Annotated in this window: 14 protein-coding genes; 6 read left to right on the forward strand and 8 right to left on the reverse strand. The window is 42.5% G+C overall.

The window, feature by feature from the left end; genetic code table 11:
- Positions 1-7 precede the first annotated feature (7 nt).
- Complete coding sequence (locus CW735_RS12210) at positions 8-1279, reverse strand: diguanylate cyclase (protein ID WP_100972385.1); 1272 nt, start codon at positions 1277-1279, stop codon at positions 8-10.
- Positions 1280-1556: 277 nt separating this feature from the next.
- On the opposite strand from CW735_RS12210, the gene CW735_RS12215 reads away from it, so the two are divergent.
- From CW735_RS12215 to CW735_RS12225, 3 genes are all read left to right on the forward strand, one after another.
- The gene (locus CW735_RS12215) at positions 1557-2219 is read left to right on the forward strand and encodes an NAD(P)H-dependent oxidoreductase (RefSeq protein WP_100973255.1); all 663 of its coding nucleotides are present in this window, start codon (positions 1557-1559) and stop codon (positions 2217-2219) included.
- On the forward strand, positions 2216-4165 hold the full coding sequence (locus CW735_RS12220; protein WP_100972387.1) for a monovalent cation:proton antiporter-2 (CPA2) family protein: 1950 nt from the start codon (positions 2216-2218) through the stop codon (positions 4163-4165). Before CW735_RS12215 ends, CW735_RS12220 begins: the two co-directional genes overlap by 4 nt.
- Positions 4166-4457: 292 nt before the next feature.
- The gene (locus CW735_RS12225; protein ID WP_100972389.1) at positions 4458-6389 is read left to right on the forward strand and encodes an EAL domain-containing protein; all 1932 of its coding nucleotides are present in this window, start codon (positions 4458-4460) and stop codon (positions 6387-6389) included.
- A 109-nt stretch (positions 6390-6498) separates the two neighbouring features.
- Here CW735_RS12225 and CW735_RS12230 read toward each other — a convergent pair whose 3' ends face one another.
- From CW735_RS12230 to CW735_RS12240, 3 genes are all read right to left on the reverse strand, one after another.
- Positions 6499-8307 (reverse strand): putative bifunctional diguanylate cyclase/phosphodiesterase, encoded by a 1809-nt coding sequence (locus tag CW735_RS12230; RefSeq protein ID WP_232368279.1) that lies wholly within the window; start codon positions 8305-8307, stop codon positions 6499-6501.
- A 284-nt stretch (positions 8308-8591) separates the two neighbouring features.
- Positions 8592-9884 carry an amidohydrolase gene (locus tag CW735_RS12235; RefSeq protein WP_442857490.1) on the reverse strand — a complete coding sequence of 431 codons (1293 nt, stop codon included), beginning with the start codon at positions 9882-9884 and terminating at the stop codon, positions 8592-8594.
- Positions 9885-10000: 116 nt separating this feature from the next.
- Positions 10001-10780, reverse strand: a complete 780-nt coding sequence (locus tag CW735_RS12240) for a ferredoxin--NADP reductase (protein WP_100972393.1) — start codon at positions 10778-10780, stop codon at positions 10001-10003.
- Positions 10781-11261: 481 nt separating this feature from the next.
- Between CW735_RS12240 and CW735_RS12245 the strand changes: the two genes are divergently transcribed.
- The gene (locus CW735_RS12245) at positions 11262-11627 is read left to right on the forward strand and encodes a response regulator (protein WP_071979252.1); all 366 of its coding nucleotides are present in this window, start codon (positions 11262-11264) and stop codon (positions 11625-11627) included.
- Positions 11624-12208 (forward strand): chemotaxis protein CheC, encoded by a 585-nt coding sequence (locus tag CW735_RS12250; RefSeq protein WP_100972395.1) that lies wholly within the window; start codon positions 11624-11626, stop codon positions 12206-12208. The genes CW735_RS12245 and CW735_RS12250 overlap by 4 nt, the downstream gene beginning before the upstream one ends.
- Before the next feature lie 55 nt (positions 12209-12263).
- On the opposite strand, the gene CW735_RS12255 is transcribed toward CW735_RS12250, so the two are convergent.
- The 4 genes from CW735_RS12255 to CW735_RS12270 form a co-directional block, all read right to left on the reverse strand.
- Complete coding sequence (locus tag CW735_RS12255; protein WP_100972397.1) at positions 12264-13739, reverse strand: M20 family peptidase; 1476 nt, start codon at positions 13737-13739, stop codon at positions 12264-12266.
- A gap of 117 nt (positions 13740-13856) precedes the next feature.
- Positions 13857-15860 carry a DNA topoisomerase III gene (locus CW735_RS12260; protein WP_100972399.1) on the reverse strand — a complete coding sequence of 668 codons (2004 nt, stop codon included), beginning with the start codon at positions 15858-15860 and terminating at the stop codon, positions 13857-13859.
- A gap of 113 nt (positions 15861-15973) precedes the next feature.
- Complete coding sequence (locus tag CW735_RS12265; RefSeq protein ID WP_100972401.1) at positions 15974-16819, reverse strand: DUF3307 domain-containing protein; 846 nt, start codon at positions 16817-16819, stop codon at positions 15974-15976.
- A 178-nt stretch (positions 16820-16997) separates the two neighbouring features.
- Positions 16998-17639, reverse strand: a complete 642-nt coding sequence (locus tag CW735_RS12270) for a hypothetical protein (protein WP_100972403.1) — start codon at positions 17637-17639, stop codon at positions 16998-17000.
- A 464-nt stretch (positions 17640-18103) separates the two neighbouring features.
- On the opposite strand from CW735_RS12270, the gene CW735_RS12275 reads away from it, so the two are divergent.
- Positions 18104-19108 carry a helix-turn-helix transcriptional regulator gene (locus CW735_RS12275; RefSeq protein WP_100972405.1) on the forward strand — a complete coding sequence of 335 codons (1005 nt, stop codon included), beginning with the start codon at positions 18104-18106 and terminating at the stop codon, positions 19106-19108.
- Positions 19109-19114: the final 6 nt, after the last annotated feature.

Raw genomic sequence — 19114 nt, forward strand, 5'->3', positions numbered from 1 at the left:
AAATAACCTACTCACTGATGTTATTACGCTGTTTCGACTCTCCTTTAATTGAATACATTACATGGTCTGCAGCATCTAACCATTTTTGAACGGTGGATAATCTCTCATTCCATTCTTTCCACCCTGCTGTGTAACGAATGGGAACAGATAGGTGATCATCAATGTGCAGTACGAATGAAAGATTATCTATTCGCGCAAAAAAGCGCTCTACTTCATTAGCGCGAGTACCGTAAAGCAACACGACAAACTCATCACCGCCAATACGTCCCATTCGGTCGGAATCTCTCAATTTATTTTGCATTTTTTCGGCAAAGGTCTTTAGTGCTTGATCCCCCGCAGCATGTCCGTAGTTGTCGTTTATTTGTTTGAAATCGTTTAAATCAATATAAACCAAGGTAGAAACATGCTGCTCTCGCTTCATGCGCTTTATCTCTTTTGAGAGTTGCTCAAATATTTCGCGGCGATTAATAAGCCCTGTGAGCGGGTCGGTTTTAGACAAGTAGGCTAATTCACTAATTGCGACCTCTAATGCCTGCTGCTGCTCTTTTTCTTTGGTAATATCATCTGCAGTGCCTAAAATAAGTGCCTGCTTCTCTTTTGCATCAAAAATAAGGTTCCCTCTGTCGTGCAAATAGCGAACTTTCCCGTTTACATCATAAATTCGGTATTGCAGTTCCCACGTTTTCAGTGGACGTTGATTAAATACACTCATTACCTTTATTTTATCTTCTTCGTGCACATGATTGATAAATGCCAGTGGTTTGGCATATAGCTCGTAGTCGCTGCGTCCAAAAATTGTATGGTAGCCGTCATTAAGGTAATGCAGCTTTTTGAAGTCTGGGCTCGCAACCCATATGAAAGTTCGGGAGGAGAAGGCATCTACGATTTTACTAAACAGTGCTTCAACCTGAAACAACTCGCTTTCTAAACGTTTCTTTTCGTCAATATCTTCAACCACCGAGATAAAGAAGTCTGGGTTGCCACGGCTGTCCCTCACTAAAGATACCGTGAGTTTACCCCACACCGCTGCGCCTCCGTTACGGATGTATTGCTTTTCCATAGAGTAACTATCTATAGAACCCGCAAGAAGCTGTTGAAGGTTAGAGAGATCAGTATTTAAATAATCACTTACCGTAAGCTCCTGAAAAGTCATACTTTTTAGAACATGTGGCTCGTAACCTAAAAACTCACATAGCTTTTTGTTTACATGAATAAAGCTTCCATCTGGACTAACGTGGGCTAAACCTACCGCACAAAATTCGAACGTTTTATCGAACATGTGCTTCACCCCTTTTCAATAAATGCATTCCTTGCCCTCTAATATCTGTAATTATGTGTTTTTTACTTACGACTATATCTAATTTATACTTTAGTCTAAAAATTAGTGATGGGGAAAGAATTGCGGGCAATTAGCCGAAAACATTTATTTTTCGCGTTTACACTTACTCAGGGCATGCCCTAGTCAGCTTTATAACAACCACTTCGGGAAAATATTAATGACCGACGCTACCTTGCCGTCTTCAGAAATAAAAAAGCCAGCAATAAAAAAGTCTGAAATGGAAAGCTCGCAGACTTTAAATTCGTCTATAGCTAATAAAGATAAACGTATTCTCGTTCTATTTGCACACCCAGTACCTCAGCAATCTGAGGTGAATATTTTTCTATTTAACGATGCTAAAAACGTATCGAATGTCACCGCTATTGACCTTTATGCACACTATCCAGATTTTAATATCGATGTGATAAGAGAACAGCAGCGTTTAGTTAGCCACGATGTCATTATTTTTCAATTCCCACTTTACTGGTATTCCACGCCCTCGATTTTGAAAGAGTATCAAGATCTCGTTTTAGAGTATGGTTTTGCCTATGGCAAAGGTGGCAGCGCACTTAAAGGTAAGCAATTTTTTTGTGCCATTAGCGCCGGAGGTAAAGAAGAGGCCTACCAGTCTGACGGCTTCAATCACTTTACGATCCGTCAGTTGCTGCAACCTCTAGAACAAATGGCCAGCATTACCACCATGACATATTTGGCTCCGTTTGCACTATTTGGCAGTCGCTCTGCTTCTCGAGAGCAACGTATCGAAAAGCATCGTTCGAAGTGGCGCTCCCTTCTCAATGTATTAGCAACAGGGCAATTTGATATAGAGCGGGCTAGAAGTATTGAGAATCTTGCAGATTTAGACATCCTTGAAGAACCTGCGGAGAATCAGTCGAAATGACCGCTTACTTTCTCTACATTTTCATTTATTTGGCCGCAGCGGTGATTGCCGTTCCGGTGGCTAAAAAGCTCGGTTTAGGCAGCGTTCTGGGCTATTTAATAGCAGGGTTAATTATTGGGCCAACACTTGGGCTAGTTGGTGACGAAACCACCACTATTCAGCACTTTGCTGAATTTGGCGTGGTAATGATGCTATTTTTAGTGGGGTTAGAACTTGAGCCTAAATCCCTTTGGGCAATGAAGTCTCGCCTTATTGGTTTGGGCGGATTGCAACTAGGGGGCACCACCCTACTGATAACCCTCATCGCAATGCTATTTAATCAACCCTTCACCATCGCGTTAACTATTGGCCTGATTTTCGCTCTTTCCTCTACAGCTATTGTGCTACAAACCTTTCAGGAAAAGGGCCTGCAAAAAACGGAAGGCGGCAAAGGAGCTTTCTCTGTTTTACTATTTCAAGACATTGCCGTTATCCCTATGCTGGCGCTTATTCCCCTTCTTGCCCTACCGGAATTAGTGGCAAGCAACGCAGCATCTCAGGGAGAGGGACAAAGCCACTCAGACAGCCTGAGCGTGGTGAATGAACTGGCCCCTTGGGCCTATGGTTTAGTTATTATTGGCTCTGTGGTCTTCGTCACAATTGGTGGCCATTACCTTAGCCGCCCTTTATTTAAATTTGTCTCTTCCTCAGGTTTACGGGAAATTTTTACTGCCACTGCGCTTATGCTCGTTATTGGCATTGCTGCGTTGATGGGCTTAGTAGGTTTATCCCCAGCCCTTGGCGCTTTTTTAGCAGGAGTGGTATTAGCTAATAGTGAGTTTCGTCATGAATTAGAGGCAAATATAGAGCCGTTTAAAGGCCTTCTGCTGGGGCTATTTTTTATTACTGTGGGTGCTGGCATTAACTTTTCGGTGTTATCCGAAAACGCGATATTAATTGGCGTGTTAACACTGTCGGTAATTGGGTTAAAAGCTGCGGTACTTTTTCTAATTTCCCTCATATTTTCGTTTAAAGGAAGTAGCAAATGGCTTCTTACGTTAAGCCTAGCTCAAGCGGGTGAGTTTGGCTTTGTTCTACTTAGCTTTGCGTCACAAAATTTTGTACTGCCCCAGGATATTATTGCCATACTGTCACTGGTGGTAGCCCTTTCCATGTTTCTCACCCCCGGACTGTTTATTTTCTTCGATAAAGTCATTCTCCCCCGTTATCAAAGAAGAGGGTCACAAGGTACAGAAGACACTATCGATGACAAAGGAACCGTTATCATTGCCGGCATAGGACGTTTTGGACAAATTATAAACCGGTTACTTGTCGCCAATAATGTGCATACGGTAGTGTTAGATATTCGCGCAGAGCAGGTCGAGCTCATCAGAAAAATAGGCACCAAAGCTTACTTCGGCGACGCCTCGAAACCTGACATCTTGCATACAGCCGGTGCCGAAGATGCCGCATTGCTCATAATTGCTATTGATAACAGAGAAACTGCTGCAGACATGGTGAAATACGCGAAACATGCGTATCCAAATATGCGTGTTCTTGCCCGCGCTTTCGATCGCGGTCACGGCTATCGGCTGCGCCAGCTAGGTGCCGACTACGTGGTATCTGAAACTTATCACTCCGCACTTGAAATGGGTGCTCAGGCGCTGCGCTCACTTAACGTTCACCCGTTCCAGGTTGAACGGCAAAAAATGGCTTACAAAGATATTGAAGATCAGCAAAACGACGTGCTTTACCACGCGTGGGTTGATGATGCTAGCGGAGAGCGTATCGACAACAACTATTTAAAACTCTTTGTTGAACTAGAATCGTTAATTGGTGAGGCACTGAACACTGAACTTCATGATACCCATTCCAAAGTTAAGGGCTGGACACCACCGCCTAAAGGACATGCAGATTCATTTTCTAGCGCGCAGGAGGGCGGGCACCCAGAAGTCAGAGATAATTAGAGGGTGTGTATAAAACGTACGAGGTTTTATCAATGGCTACTGAACATTAATTAAACTACCTGATATTGAGACTTGCTGGTATCATGGTAACAGAATCAATGAGATAAGCGGCTCACCTTTGAAGCGACAAGGGTTATTGCTGGCTGAGCTTAAGTAAACGTGATACCAAGCTGTCGCTAAAAATGATTACCTACAAAACAAATTAGCTGTAGGTAAAATGTCAGTAGCTTCTTGCATATTGAGTCTGTGAACGCTATGGAGCAGCCGTTAAATAGGGAGTTAACAAACAAAAATGAAGTTATCTACTCAAATAAATTTAGGCCTTTTGGTTCTTATTCTGATGGTAGGTGCCGGTGCAAGCTTTCTGGAAATTGAACAAACAAAAGCGCAGGCTATCCAATCTACCGAAACCTTATCAAAAGAAACAGCGACTCGATTAAATGCTCAATTGTCCAGCTTCAATGAAAGTCAGTGGAATAATAAGTCACTGCTTAAGAGTATTGTAGATGCAGCATTTTTAAATAAAGACGTTACTCACATAAGTGTTGAAAACGATAATGGAAGCGTGCTCATTGAAAAACGCACTTCAAACAGTGCTCAAGGTGTAAGTTTACTAGCTTCGGTTGTGGAGCTTTCTGACTCTTCGTCTCAAGTTGAAATTCCCACGACACAAAATGTAGTTAAGGTGAAAAGCAGCCCAAATAGCCACTATGTAAATTTATGGCGACAGCTTTTAAAAATCTGCGCGCTATGTGTTGTTCTCTATATTTTAGCAGCGATTGTGGTTGTACTCACAAGTAAACGCGCTGTGAGATCAGTGGGTAAAGTAACCAAAAAATTGAATGAACTTCAGAACAACGACTTTAGTCCTTCTTCGATAGAAACGTCTACCAAGGACTTTCTTTATCTCGTAAGCGCAGTGAACAATCTATCTCTTTCCCTTGAAAATAAATTTCAAGAATTGACTCGCCAGGCTGAGCAATTCAAATCGGTGGCAAGTAGAGATACTCTCACAAAAATTGCCAATAGAAATGCTTTCGATAGACATATGAAGGCGCTAATTGGGGGCATTTCAAGCCCGAAGGAATATGCAATTACCCTAGTGCGCCTTGCCCAACTTACTAATATCAATCATAAGTTAGGCATGTTGGCGGGTGACAATTACGTATGCAGCGTTGCCGACATCATCAAAAAAGCAAGCCAAGAGCAGTTTACTAGTGCTTTTGTATTTAGAATATCTGGCGGCGACTTTGCCATCCTGAGTGATGTGCAGCCCAAAGACGTTCACGAAGAAAACCTCGCGATTATGAGTAAAGCCTTTACTACCATAAATCCTCTTCGCGACGGAAGCAAAGCAGCATGGATAGGTGTGGCGCGCTTTACTAACAGCATGTCACTAAAAGAGATCATGGAAAGTGCAGACAGTGCACTGATGGCTGCAACAAAGAGGCCTCAAGGCTGGCAATTTGCCTCCGATATTGCCGAAGTGCACAGCAATGCCAAGTGGAGAGAGCGCTTAAATTACGTGGTTTCTCAGCAGTATGCCGATATTTTAATTCAACCGGTAATGAATTTAGAGCGCAATACACCCTCTTACTACGAGACTTTTGCACGTTTTAAAGACAAGCAAACCAACGACATCATTCCTATGTCTCAGCTGATCCCAGCTTCCGAGCGATTAGACCTTATTCCTGAAGTAGACAAGTTAGTTACTAGCATTGTATTTAAAAAACTCAAAGTGACTGCTCACCAAGTAGGTATCAACCTTTCTAACGCATCTATAGCCAACTCGGAGTTTCGTGAGTGGTTAATAAAGCAATTATCTGAGCACGAAAGTCTCTGTCATCGAATCGTTTTTGAAGTTCAAGACGCTGCATTGATTCACTATAACGAAGAGGCTGTGGCGCTATGCAAGCGTATTACCCAACTGGGTTGCAGAATTACAGTAGAGCATTTTGGTGACAACTTTGCCTCTCTGTCAGGACTTCGCGCTATACAACCCGCCTATGTGAAGCTGTCAGGTCGGTTAACTGAAAGTATTCATACCAATAAAGACAACCAGCTTTTTGTAAGCAGTTTGCTTAATATTGCGCGTAGTTTAAATATTAAAGTGATTGCTGAAAAAGTAGAACATGAGGCTGAATCGGTGGCGTTGAATAATTTAGACATTATTCATCAGCAGGGCTATTACTTCTCAAAACCCGCTTTGTGGACGGTTTATTAATGCCATTTATTCTTTAGTTTGTGCGCGTGCCCCTTACCGTAACATACACCATAACATGCATATCTCGGGGCAAGCCTGTGCGCACAAATTGAAACGACTGTATAAACAACTAGCCCTGCTCCAACAGCCTTGTTTCAATATCTTTGGCAGGTAATGGTTTGGCAAAAAGGTAACCTTGTGCGCACTCTATTCCCACGTTTTGGCAATAAGTAAGCTGCGATTGAGTTTCTATACCTTCTACAACAATTTGTAGGTTGAGCTTGCGGCCAAGGTTTACGATAGCTTCCATCAGCGCGCCGTCGTATTCGCTTTCCGGTGCATTTTCAAGAAAACTGCGGTCAATTTTCAAGTGGCTTACAGGAAAACGCTTTAAATAGCTAAGCGAAGAATACCCTGTGCCAAAATCATCAATTGATATTTCAACGCCCAATGCACGTTGCTTTTGTAAACCATCAAGCACCTGCTCGTCTGATTTGATCAATATATTTTCGGTTAACTCTAATCCTATTGCACTAGGTGGAAGGCCATACGTTTCTCGACACTTTGTTAAACGCTCAAAAAAATCGTCTTGCTCTAATTCACTACTAGACACATTGATGTGAATACAAATTTCTATTCCTTTGTTTCGCCACTGCCTTGCTTGCCGACAGGCCTCTTCAAGTACCCACCTGCCAATAGAAATAATGAGATCGGTTCTCTCTGCAATGGGAATAAATACATCTGGAGGTGCACTGTGCTCTGCTACTTCAGGTGTCCACCTAAGCAATGCCTCACAAGATATGATACTTCCATTTCGCAAATCTATTTGAGGTTGATAAAGCAGCGTAAACTCATTTTTTTGAATAGAAGCCCGAAGCCGAGAGGCTATATTCCTCTGTTTATGAAGAAATAAGCTTAAGTCTTTGCTAAAAATACTGTAGCGATTTCTTCCGCTGTCTTTTGCTTCGTACATGGCCGCGTCGGCATTTTTAAGCAGTGTCTCAACTTCTTTTCCATCTTCTGGAAAAAGGCTTACGCCAACACTAGAGGTAACAAAAACATTTTCAGCACCCAAAGGAAAACTCTCTTTGCAACAATCAACAATGCGCTCAGCCATGCTCGATATAGAGCATTCGTCGTCAATCAAGTTGCTTACAACTACAAACTCATCGCCACCGAAACGAGCAACGAAAAATGCATCCCCAACACATTCTTGCAACCTTTCTGCAAATGCCGTCAGTAGCTTATCACCCCACGTATGACCGAGTGTATCGTTGATATCTTTAAACATATCAAGGTCGATAAAAAACACCGCCATCGCTGCCGACGCCGAACTAGCCTCTTCAATACGACTTTTGAGTTTTAATTCCAGGTGACGCCGGTTAGGTAGACCTGTTAATAAATCTGTCGTTGCTATTTTTTCAAGCTCTGCGCGAACGGCGTGTTGATCGCTTAAATCAATATCGACACAAAACATTTCAGGGCTGTCGCTCCCCTCTTTCAACATAACGTGAGATGAAAATACATTAACCGTTTGGCCATCTTTTCGAATGAGGGCTAACTCGCCGCTAGGAATGGGCACTCCTTCTACAATCCATTTGTTATGAAAAGAAATTACGTCGTTTCTCATAAATTCAGGAATGATTAAGTCTTCAAGACGCTGCCCTAGTGCTTCTTTTGCAGAATAACCATAGATATCTTCACTAGAGGCATTCCAGTAGATAACTCTGCGATGTTTGTCATAACCTTGAACGGATACTTTAGGGAGTGAACTGATGAGTTGAAGGAAATGTGACTCTGCAGCCTCGCGGGCTGTTAATGACTGCATCGTTTCTGACGACGCCTTTCTTAATGAAGCTTTATCTGATGTAGCTTTATCTGATGTAGCTTTGCTTGACGAAACTCTCGACGAAGTACTAAAGTCGCTTTCTCTAGCCATTCTACGTCCTTATGCTTATTCATTACTGCAATGTAGACGTATAATCCTCGCCCACTTCGTTAGTATAGTTGGTAATTCTCCTTTGTCTCAAAATTTAATAAAGAGCAGACCACTTGCGTCAAACAATAAAACCATGAAAAACCATAAGAACATTCTCATAAAAAATGCTGCGGCATTGTGCCAGCAGCACTTTCCCTTTTGTACTGATTTTTAGGCAGCCAATGTAATTAGCTCACGCACCAAAGACATGTGGCTCTTTGCTGTAAAGCAAAGTTCAACATGCCCTAAAGATTGCTGTAATCCAAAGCCCAATTTACGTACAACTCAGTCCCCACTTTCAAAGATGACTCGTCAGCATAAAAATAAGGAGAGTGATTACTTGGCGCTGTTTTCGCATCCTGTCCTTCTGGCGTTACACCTAAGAAAACGAACAACCCAGGGACATCAAGAGCAAAAAACGAAAAGTCTTCTGCGCCAGTCACCAAATCATTAACGTGCACGTTTTCTTTACCCGCGACACGCTCCATTGTAGGCAGCATCTGACGAGTAAGCGCCACATTATTTATTGTTACTGGGTATCCTTCATCAATATGCACATGAGCTTCTGCACCTGTGGCTTTAGCGGTCATTTCAGCTGTTGTAGTCAAATTTTCAAAAATTTGAGCGCGGTTACCCATGTCGAAATTGCGGATGGTCCCCTCTAAATAAACTTCGTCAGGGATAATATTGTTGCGAATACCACCATCGACAATACCAAAGCTTACCACAGCAGGCGCTTTGGTAATGTCTACCTGCCGGCTTATAATGGCTTGTGTGTTGCTGATGATTTGGCCCGCCGCCACTATGGGGTCTACACCGCCCCAAGGTCTTGAGCCATGAGTTTGCTGGCCTTTTACCGTTATTTCAAATCGGTCTGAAGAAGCCATCAATGGCCCCTCTCTGTAACCTATATGCCCTGCAGTTCCTGCAGACCATACGTGAATACCAAAAACAGCCTCTGGCTTATATCGCTCAAATAAGCCCTCTTTTAGCATTAGCTCGGCACCGCCCTCTTCACCTTTAGGCGCTCCTTCTTCAGCAGGCTGGAATATAAATACCACAGTGCCGTTAAGCTCATCTTTCATGCTCGCGAGCTTTTCTGCTGCTCCCATCAACATAGACATATGAAGGTCATGTCCACAGGCATGCATAACACCAACTTCTTCACCTCGATATTCAGAAACAGCGGTAGACTTAAACGGCACATCTGCCTTTTCGACAACGGGTAAAGCGTCCATGTCGGCTCGCATAGCGATAACAGGGCCTGGGTTCGCTCCCTCGAGCACGCCGATAACGCCCGTATGGGCAACGCCTGTCTCCACCTCCATTCCAAGCGCATTTAAATGTTCTGCAAGCACTTTTGATGTGCGAAATTCTCGATTACTTAATTCAGGATGTTGATGAAGGTCGCGACGCCATTCAATCACTTTTTGCTCTAATTCAGCTGAAATAGTGACCGGCTCTTTAGCATGGGTAGTGGGACTAAGCGCAAGCATGGCAAGCGCAGAAAAAGCGGTGGTAACGGCTTTCATAAACATTCCTCATTATTCTATTTGAATAAGCAGTATGCCTATGTCGTACCGCTACCACAATACGATTTGTTTACCTTAACTGAAGTCTTGTGACAAAAAGAACACCGCTTGTATCACAGCGGTTATTCTAGGAACGCGTGCTCGATAACAAAGTGGCCTTTTTCTCGAGACGTGGCTTTCTTGAAGCCGAAGTCAGACAGGATAGACATAGTGTCATCTAACATAGATTGGTTTCCACACAGCATAAACCTGTCGTCCTCGGTATTTAACTCTGGCAAATTGAAGTATTTACACAGCTCTCCGCTCTTGAGTAATTCAGTTAAACGACGCTGATGAATGCTACTTCTAAACGGCTCTCTTGTGACGATAGGAAAATATAGAAGCTTTTCGGACACTAAATCACCAAAGTACTCGTTGTTAGGCAATTCATTGCAAATCTGATCTTGATAAGCAAGCTCGCTTTTCTCGCGCACGCTGTGCACTAAGATCACATGTTCGTACCTTTCATAAATGTCAGGGTCTTTTATGATCGACATGAAAGGCGCAAGGCCCGTTCCCGTTGCCAGTAAATAAAGGTTTTTACCCTCTATCAAGAAATCAGCCACTAGGGTACCTGCTGGACGGGTAGATAGAAGCAGCTGTTCGCCCACTTTTATATCTTTCAGCCGAGAGGTAAGGGCTCCGTCTGGCACTTTAATGCTGAAAAACTCAAGCTCATCTTCATAATTTGCACTCGCGATACTGTAGGCACGCATCAGCGGCTTATTATCAATTTCCAGCCCCAGCATGACAAACTGCCCGTTTTCAAAGGTGTAATTTGGGCTTCGTGTTGTTTTAATTGAAAATAATGACTCATTCCAATGGTGGACGTGGGTAACTGTTTCTGACGTTAAATTTCGCATTTTCTCCCCGATAACGTTACTTCAATTTAGCTGTTGGTAATTAACACCCGCGATTAGCCGTAATAATACCCGAGTGTTTTACTCAGGTAAATACCCCACCAAACTACTCAAGTATTAGTTAAGACCATCAGCCAGACCATAAATATAAATAGCAATCTCCCAAGGAGAACGACGGATAATTATGTTACGTGATACGAGAAGCTTGAGATTAAGATTAGAGCGTATTGATGATGCGGGCGCTGTCGAATTTTAAAGTAGAATTTAACCCCACTAAATCGTATTTTTAGCCCGAGCATAAATTGCGATTTCGCTAAATCGCGTCTAGGTTAAAAGTGACTAAAACTAAAGTTGTATCCACTTTTGTATTAATTTAAAGTTTAATATACTTAAATGTCATATATGTCGTATTATGATGTACAAAGTTTCTTCAACAGAATAAAATGTATTGAAGAGGTATTTTCCCTGCTCACGGAGGATTTACATGTCGTTATCTGTACTAATTGCCGATGACTCTAAACTAGCAAGACGAAACGTTGTTCGCTCACTTCCTTTAGAGGTCGATTTTGCGGTAACTGAAGTGACAAACGGGCAAGAAGCAGTAAGTTTACTTGCAGATAACACATACAGCCTTGTTTTACTTGATCTTACAATGCCGAAACTCGATGGGATTGACGTTCTCGAGCGACTTCAAACACTACCAGAAATGCCGAATGTGGTGGTAATAAGTGCTGACTTTCAACCAGAGAAACAAAGGGTGGTAAAGGAGCTTGGGGCTAAATACTTTCTTCGAAAACCACTCAAAAAAGAAGATTTGGTGAACGTTCTCACTGAGTTAGGGTATTTATGAACACGTCATCACAGTTGAATGAAGAGCAAAGGGATGTACTCCAAGAGTTATTGAACATCTCAATGGGCCAGGCCGCTAACTCCCTAGCGGTTATGCTAGATACAAGAATTGATATTTCCATTCCCGAAATTTCTGCCGTAACCCCAAATCAGCTGTACGACTTGCTGTTTGAAACCGGCGACCTCTCTTACACTCGACAATCGTTTATGCGCGACATTCACGGCGAGGTAATATCGATCATTTCCTATTCGGGCCTCTCTGAAATTGGCGCGCTGATGGATTATGACCAGCCATTAAGCGAGGAGGATATTCAAGAAATTATTTTAGAACTTTCTAATATTCTTGCAGGGGCTTGTCTTTCAGGACTTTCGGAGCAACTTAAGCTAACCACAAACCTAAACATGCCTTTACTTTTTCAGCCTGATAAAGCCAGTTTTGACGGCCTTCCATGGCAGCATAGCTTAGCAATGGAAGTGCAGTTTTTAATTACGATATCGTCATTTAGCATGCGGGTTATATTTTGCCTCGATGATGAGTCACTCGCGAGAATACTTGGTACCTTGAATGTGTACTTGAAGTAGTAGATACGATTTTTAAATACTGTTTCAGACAATATCGTTAGCACGCCGGCTTGGATTACTTTGTGCCGGCGTCTTCAATCATACTGTAAAAATAACTTACCGCTTTTATATAATCATCAACCGCAAGCTGCTCATTCACGCCATGGAAACGTTTTAAGCTTTGCTTGTCCAGTCTCACCATCATAAATCTATACACGTTATCTGATAGATCATAAAAATGCTTTGAGTCTGTGCCTCCCATTACCAAGTAAGGGGCAACTAAAATACTGTCATCCATACGGCGAATGTTGGCCTCAATCAAGCGATACCCCAAACTGTCTGTAGGTGACACTTGAGAAGGCTCGTTTTCCATAAAAGTTTCAACTTTTACGCGAGGATCGTTTATTGCCTCAGTAATGTGCTGTTTAACACTAGCAATAGTGTCGCCAGGTAAAATACGCACATTCACTACGGCACTCGCTACTGTTGGTAATATATTAGACTTACTGCTGCCCTCTAGCATTGTAGCCGCTATAGAGGTGCGAATGCCCGCAGCACTGCTTGGCGATGCCAGCATTGTTTGCTCTACAATTGGCGAGAACAGCCAAAGGTTTGCCATAGGAAGCTGAAGTGAAAAAGGCGCATAAGCCGCCACATGAGAAAAGGTGTTGTAGCTGTGAGATAAATCGGTGTCGAACTGATTACTCTCTATATTGACGATAGCCTGGCTTAGAATACCTGCCGCTGTATGGTTTGGCGGTTGGGAAGAATGGCCCCCCTCAGACGATACGGTCAACCGTAAATTAACGAACCCTTTTTCGGCAACACCGATAATGGCAACGGGTTGCTCTATGCCTGTCATTACTCCTTGAGTTATAGCGCCCCCCTCATCAAGAACAAACTCAAAGCTTAACCCTTGCTGTTTAAAGTGCTCCGCAATTTTTGCAGCACCCTGTTTGCCGCCTATTTCCTCATCGTGACCGAACGCAAAGTAAATACTGCGCTTAGGTGCAAAACCATTTTTTAAGTGCGTTTCCATGGCTTCAAGCAACGCCATTACTGTTACCTTGTCATCAATGGTGCCCCGTCCCCAAACCGTATCATCGACTACGGCGCCACTAAATGGCTGCTGCTCCCATTGCTCAGCGGTGCCTTCATCTACCGGCACCACGTCTGTATGTCCCATAAAAAGCACAGGCTTCAGCGAAGCATCGCTACCTTTCAAATGATAAACAAGGCTGTACTCACTAATTGTGTAATGCTCTGCTTTCTCATGAATTAAGGGAAAACTGTTTTGAATGTGCTTGTGTAACCCCAAAAAGGCCTCTGCATTAAGGCGAGATGGGTCGTCATAAGAGACCGTCTTAAACTGAATAGATTTAGCGAACCTTGCTACAGCAGATTCTCTATCGATGGGCGCCTCTAGCAGCGGGCTATCTACAACTAGTTGGCTGTCTTTAAAACTCATTAGCGTATTCACATAAAGGCCTACACCAAGAACAACAACCAGCACAATTAAGAAACTTATTATTTTTATTAGCCGGGATTTCATTTTTTATCTACCCAAATGAAGAGTGCAAAATAGTAAAGATAGTATTATCACGAATGTGCGGTAAAGTCTTGTTATGTCAGACCTATTCGAGCGTTTCAACAGCCTGTGATAGTTTGCCTATTTCGCCTGTCCTCTATTTTTGCTTCCAACTTCAGCCTTCTTAGTTCGTTTTCGCTTTTTGTATGCGGGCTTTCCCGCTGCTTTCACCCCTTTTAGTGAGGTAGGCAAAGATGATGAGGCAGCGCTAATGAGGCTGTTTAGTGTGCTTTCTAGCGGCTGCATAAAGCTTTTATAGTTGGCTTGCTGTTCGGCAATACTATTTAACGTGGCCTCCCACTTCGCTGTCATGTCTGGGGTTGTACATATTTCAGGAAGCGCCTCAATTAACCCTACGCCAGCGGGGGTAGCCACTATTGCTTTTCCCTGACGCTGCAAAAAGCCTCGTTTAAATAATAACTCGATAATGCCGGCACGAGTGGCTTCGGTACCTAATCCATCTGTGTCTTTTAATATTGATTTAAGCTTCGCGTCTTTTACGAAACGGTTAATGCCCGTCATTGCAGCAAGCAGCGTGGCGTCGGTAAAATGCTTTGGCGGCTGGGTAAGCTTTTCTAGAAGCTCTCCTTTTTCACAGTGCAGCAGGTCTGTTTTTTTAAGGTTGGATAATACTTGGGCAAATGCGCCCTCGTTGTTGCTTTGTTTCCCAGTATCGGTCTCGAAAGGGTTTTGTTCGCCTGTGTTTGTATTAGCAGCGGGCCCTTTCTCAAATAGTTTCTTCCAGCCTAATTGCTCTGTCACATTGGCGGTTGCATTAAATTTGCCACCAGCAATAGTCAATTCAATGTGAGTGTGTTGATAAATAAAAGCCGGATAAAACTGCGCTAGGTACTGGCGCACAATAAGCCCATAAACGTTTTTTTCTAAACTACTTAACGACGAGTTTGCTGGCGACTTTTCAGTTGGAATAATGGCATGGTGAGCCCCTACCTTTGCATTATTCCACGCTTTAGACTTTATTGATGCGTCGGCTTTTTTAGCATCTTCAGAAAAAGGCATTTGCGCGTTTGAAAGCGCGTTGATAATCGATTTCGCCAAAGCAAATTGTTCGTTTGGTAAATATCGACAATCAGAGCGTGGATACGTGATGAGTTTATGTTTTTCATACAGCGACTGGCATACATCAAGCACTAGCTTTGCGTTTAATGAAAACCGCTTAGCTGCATCTATTTGAAGCGACGACAGGTTGTAAGGCAAAGGAGCGTTAAGCTTTTTTTGCTGTTTTTTTATATCGGCAATTTTTGCAGCTTGATTGGTTATTCTCGCTACGACATTTTCTGCAAGTGCTTTAGAGAGAACGCGCCCTTCATCATCCATATAGGCGCTACATGCGTCGCTTGGTTGCCACTTTGCAATAAATCGTTGATTGTTAGGGGCTTGAACATGAGCGTTCACCTCATAAAAAGGCTTGGATACGAAGTGTTTAATTTCCTTGTCTCTGGTTACTACTAAGCCAAGAATTGGGGTTTGAACACGACCAACGGAAAGTACACCTTTGTAGCCTACTTTGCCGCCCTGAATAGTATATGCCCGGGTTAGGTTAATACCATATAACCAGTCGGCTCGGCTTCTAGCAAGTGCTGAAACTGACAGTGGCACAAATTGTTTATTTGACTTCAGTTGCGTTAATGCTCGCTTTACTGCCGGTGAGTTTAAGTCGCTTACTAGCAAACGCTGCATAGCATCGCGCTTTCGCTGCGCCACGTTTAAAAAATCGATAACTTCGTCAACAAGCAGTTGCCCTTCACGATCAGGGTCGCCTGCATGCACAATCTGCTGACATTGTTTAACTAATTTGCGAATAACCGCTAGCTGGCTTTTTGTTTTATATTTTGGCTTGAGTTGCCATTGCTGTGGAATGATAGGTAAATGTTCTAACTGCCACTTCTTGAATTTTTCATCGTAGCTGTCGGGCTCTGCTTGTTCAAGAATATGCCCTATACACCAAGTAACAACATCACCATTTCCTACTTCAATGTAGCCTTGATGCTTTTTGTGAGGTTTGGGCAATGCATCTGCAATTGCACGCCCTAAGCTAGGCTTTTCTGCAATGTATAACTTCATTAAAACGCTTTAGCAAAGAGAAGTGAAAAATAGGGGTACATGGTAGATAACCACTGTTGATATATCCAGTTATTTTTAAATCAGCACTAAAATCCAACCTAATTGACAGTTAACTAGGGCGTGCTGATATACCATTGAGTAAAAAGCCCTATTGCTATGGTTATTGCAACGCTTGTAAATGTTCCTAGCAATACATATTCGGTTAATTTTTTGTCTTCACTTTTAGTTAAATTACCAAACCTAAAAATAGATTTAGCAGCAATTAAAAAACCTATAGCGGCAAATTGGTTCATAAGCACAAAGGTAAGCATAAGCAGCCTTTCTAGGTAGCCAATACGTTGCCCAGCCATTGCTAATGTTGTTTGAATAGGAAGCTGAACGAGGTGTTCTGCTTCTTTTGGCTTATTCAGTTCATCAAGTTGTTTTGTCCACGGCGACAGCAGCTGCTTAATAAATATAGAGGTGGGCTGTAAAATTACTAAATACGCTAAGAACACAGCTAAGTGATTATGATTAATGGTGAAAATTCTGATTACTAAAGCGTCAAGCTGATTGGTTAACAGCGCCCACAATAATACGAGAACCGCGACATGGGCTGCTTGATCTATTGCAAATGCGAGTGTGGAAGAACCTGCGTAAGACTTTATTGCATCAATTATGAAATGGCTGAATAACACAGCAATTGCCACTATACATAGCGGGCCTATGCCAATCGACAAAGATGTGAGTTGCTGAATACTGCCTTTGCTTGGCAACTGCCCTGCCTGCTTATACGACACAAACGATATTAAGAGTAATAGCAGCAATGCCACTACGCCATGCAATAGAGCATGAAGATACAGTGCCGGCGATTGAAGGTGTTTAGTATTTCGGCTGTTTACCCAGCTCGCAGGCTGAAGATAGAAATCGCCAATGACGTGAGCCACCAATAGCCCGATTAAAATACCAATGTGTTCCATTCTTAGAAATCCGTTTTATATTCGGTTAACCACAGCGGCTTTTTTAGCAGCTTTTCTGCAAACCGTTCTTCTGTTGCATGTTGTTCAATATGGGTATTTCTCGTGGCATGAGGCTTGGCATACGTCGTAGCATATTTCGTGGCATACCTAGTTGCATACCATACGGCATACCCGCTCATCAGCGACTATTCTCATTAACTTCTGCAGCCATATAAGAAAGATAATCGCTTACCAAGTGATATTCGCTGGCATTTAAAATACGGGTAACGTTACTGCGGGTTTTACCCAGTTTAACTGCTATCTGCTCATGCCCTTTATCTTCTGCGCTAATGTAGGCTAATAAGGTTTCTGCTTGGGTTTGAGTTAGACTTGTAATGTGACTGTCTAAAAATGCAGTTAATAATGATGCATGCTTGTTAAGGGCTTCAGAGTTACTCGTAAACGCTAAATATTGCGATTTCAGATTATCCAGCGCCCTGCCAGAGCGTACGAATGCGTCGCCATTGCCGGTTTTAACTTCACCACCAGTAAAATTCACGGTACCAAGCCCCACGCTGATGCGAACGTTTATAGAGGGTGTGCAGGCTTTCAACGCAAGCCTTATACAAACCGCCACCTGCATGGCGTGTTGTGGTGAGGGAATAACAGCTTGAAAAGCATCTCCGCGAAACACGTCAAATTCCCCTTCATAAAGCGCAGTTTGCTCTTTAAGGGCGGCGGTGAGTACTTTTAATACATGCGCAAAGTCGGCCTCACTTAAAGACTGTGAATTCGCAATATCACCGGTTATTACTGCCGCACTCTGCAGAGCCTTTTCCATATCGTCCTTCTTCGCGTTTTAATATCTTTTCCGCACCTTGCTTTTAGTAAGAAAGAAAGTGAGTAAAGACGTTAAGTAGAATCAATCTATATTCTTAGTTTAGATTAACTGTATTTTTATACAGATACAATTCATACCTTTCTCACCTTTATATAGTCGAGCTAGAGTGTGAAGCCAAAGTACACTCGTTAATTTACCTCACTTCAAAAGTGACTATAAATAATCACTTTTTTTAAAGTTACCATAACCAATCACTTTTATACAATGAGTTACCCGCTTAGCTTGAGTAAAGAACCTTTAATACAGGGTTTCTGACTTGGCACGCACCTATCAAGACAGGCACAACACTCGCTATCTTACAGATAAAGTGAATGTCACTAGGCTAAAATTCCAGTGCGACAGTTTTTGTCGCATATGGTAACTATGCTATCGTCATTGTTACCCTTAAAGCCTGTTTTCTCATTATGAGCGCATTTCAACGAAAACTCGATATCTTGCAGTTTGTGCCTACGGCCCCTCGTAAAGTGTCAAGCCGACAAATTTTTGAGAATCTTCAAAATTGCGGACATCATCATATCGATATGCGCACTATTCAACGAGATCTCGTCAATCTTGAAAACGTGGGGTTATTTGGACTAGAGGTTGATAAACGCTCAAAGCCCTATGGCTGGTATATAAACGCCAACTTTAAAAAGTTGAACCTTAGCTTGATGGATGGAAACACCGCGCTAGCATTTAAAGTGTTAGAACAATCTGGAGCTACACTGCCCAATTCTACCCTAACTGAAATGCAACCCTACTTTGATAAAGCGACGCAAATCTTGCAGCAAGATAGTGATTCACTGCTCACCAACTGGTTAAAATCGGTTGCAGACTCTCAAGTGTCCCAACCCCTCATTGCTCCGGAAATTGATGCATCTTGTTTTGAAAAAATAAAAAGCGCCATCTTCTTCAAAAAACAGATATCGGCAGATATAAAACGTGTATTCAGTGGTGGTAACGAAACGGTTTGGAAACACTACGACCGAGTAAATCCCATGGGCTTGGTAAAACAAGACGGAAGGCAGCTGTTTGTTTGTACCTTTGGAACTTTGCATAAAAGGCGCTATGCATTGCCTCTACAATTTATAAGAAATGTGACCGTAACTGACGATGATTGCCAACAAACATTTGGAGAGCTTGAAAATGTTCAGTTCTTAACGGCTACGAGCAAAGAAGAAGTTCAGCTAAAATTATTGGTAAAAAACAACTCTCTGTTTCTGCTTCATGGTTACAAACTCTCTGAAGATCAAACTATCAACAAGTCATCTCACAAAGATAAATCTTTGCTTATTGCTACAGTAAAAGATACCAACAAACTAAGAGCATTTTTAAGAGGTTTAGGCGATAACATTGAAATTATTGCTCCACAAAAACTGAGAGATTACTTTTGCGAACTCTCGAAAAAGCTCTACAACACCTATGAATAGCGCATG

It is taken from the genome of Alteromonas sp. MB-3u-76, from assembly GCF_002831605.1.
Lineage (GTDB): Bacteria > Pseudomonadota > Gammaproteobacteria > Enterobacterales > Alteromonadaceae > Alteromonas > Alteromonas hispanica.

Coding starts and splice junctions, on each gene's coding strand:
- CW735_RS12210 (WP_100972385.1), bottom strand. CDS start 1,279: ATGTTCGATAAAACGTTCGAATTTTGTGCGGTAGGTTTAGCCCACGTT.
- CW735_RS12215 (WP_100973255.1), top strand. CDS start 1,557: ATGGAAAGCTCGCAGACTTTAAATTCGTCTATAGCTAATAAAGATAAA.
- CW735_RS12220 (WP_100972387.1), top strand. CDS start 2,216: ATGACCGCTTACTTTCTCTACATTTTCATTTATTTGGCCGCAGCGGTG.
- CW735_RS12225 (WP_100972389.1), top strand. CDS start 4,458: ATGAAGTTATCTACTCAAATAAATTTAGGCCTTTTGGTTCTTATTCTG.
- CW735_RS12230 (WP_232368279.1), bottom strand. CDS start 8,307: ATGGCTAGAGAAAGCGACTTTAGTACTTCGTCGAGAGTTTCGTCAAGC.
- CW735_RS12235 (WP_442857490.1), bottom strand. CDS start 9,884: ATGTTTATGAAAGCCGTTACCACCGCTTTTTCTGCGCTTGCCATGCTT.
- CW735_RS12240 (WP_100972393.1), bottom strand. CDS start 10,780: ATGCGAAATTTAACGTCAGAAACAGTTACCCACGTCCACCATTGGAAT.
- CW735_RS12245 (WP_071979252.1), top strand. CDS start 11,262: ATGTCGTTATCTGTACTAATTGCCGATGACTCTAAACTAGCAAGACGA.
- CW735_RS12250 (WP_100972395.1), top strand. CDS start 11,624: ATGAACACGTCATCACAGTTGAATGAAGAGCAAAGGGATGTACTCCAA.
- CW735_RS12255 (WP_100972397.1), bottom strand. CDS start 13,739: ATGAAATCCCGGCTAATAAAAATAATAAGTTTCTTAATTGTGCTGGTT.
- CW735_RS12260 (WP_100972399.1), bottom strand. CDS start 15,860: ATGAAGTTATACATTGCAGAAAAGCCTAGCTTAGGGCGTGCAATTGCA.
- CW735_RS12265 (WP_100972401.1), bottom strand. CDS start 16,819: ATGGAACACATTGGTATTTTAATCGGGCTATTGGTGGCTCACGTCATT.
- CW735_RS12270 (WP_100972403.1), bottom strand. CDS start 17,639: ATGGAAAAGGCTCTGCAGAGTGCGGCAGTAATAACCGGTGATATTGCG.
- CW735_RS12275 (WP_100972405.1), top strand. CDS start 18,104: ATGAGCGCATTTCAACGAAAACTCGATATCTTGCAGTTTGTGCCTACG.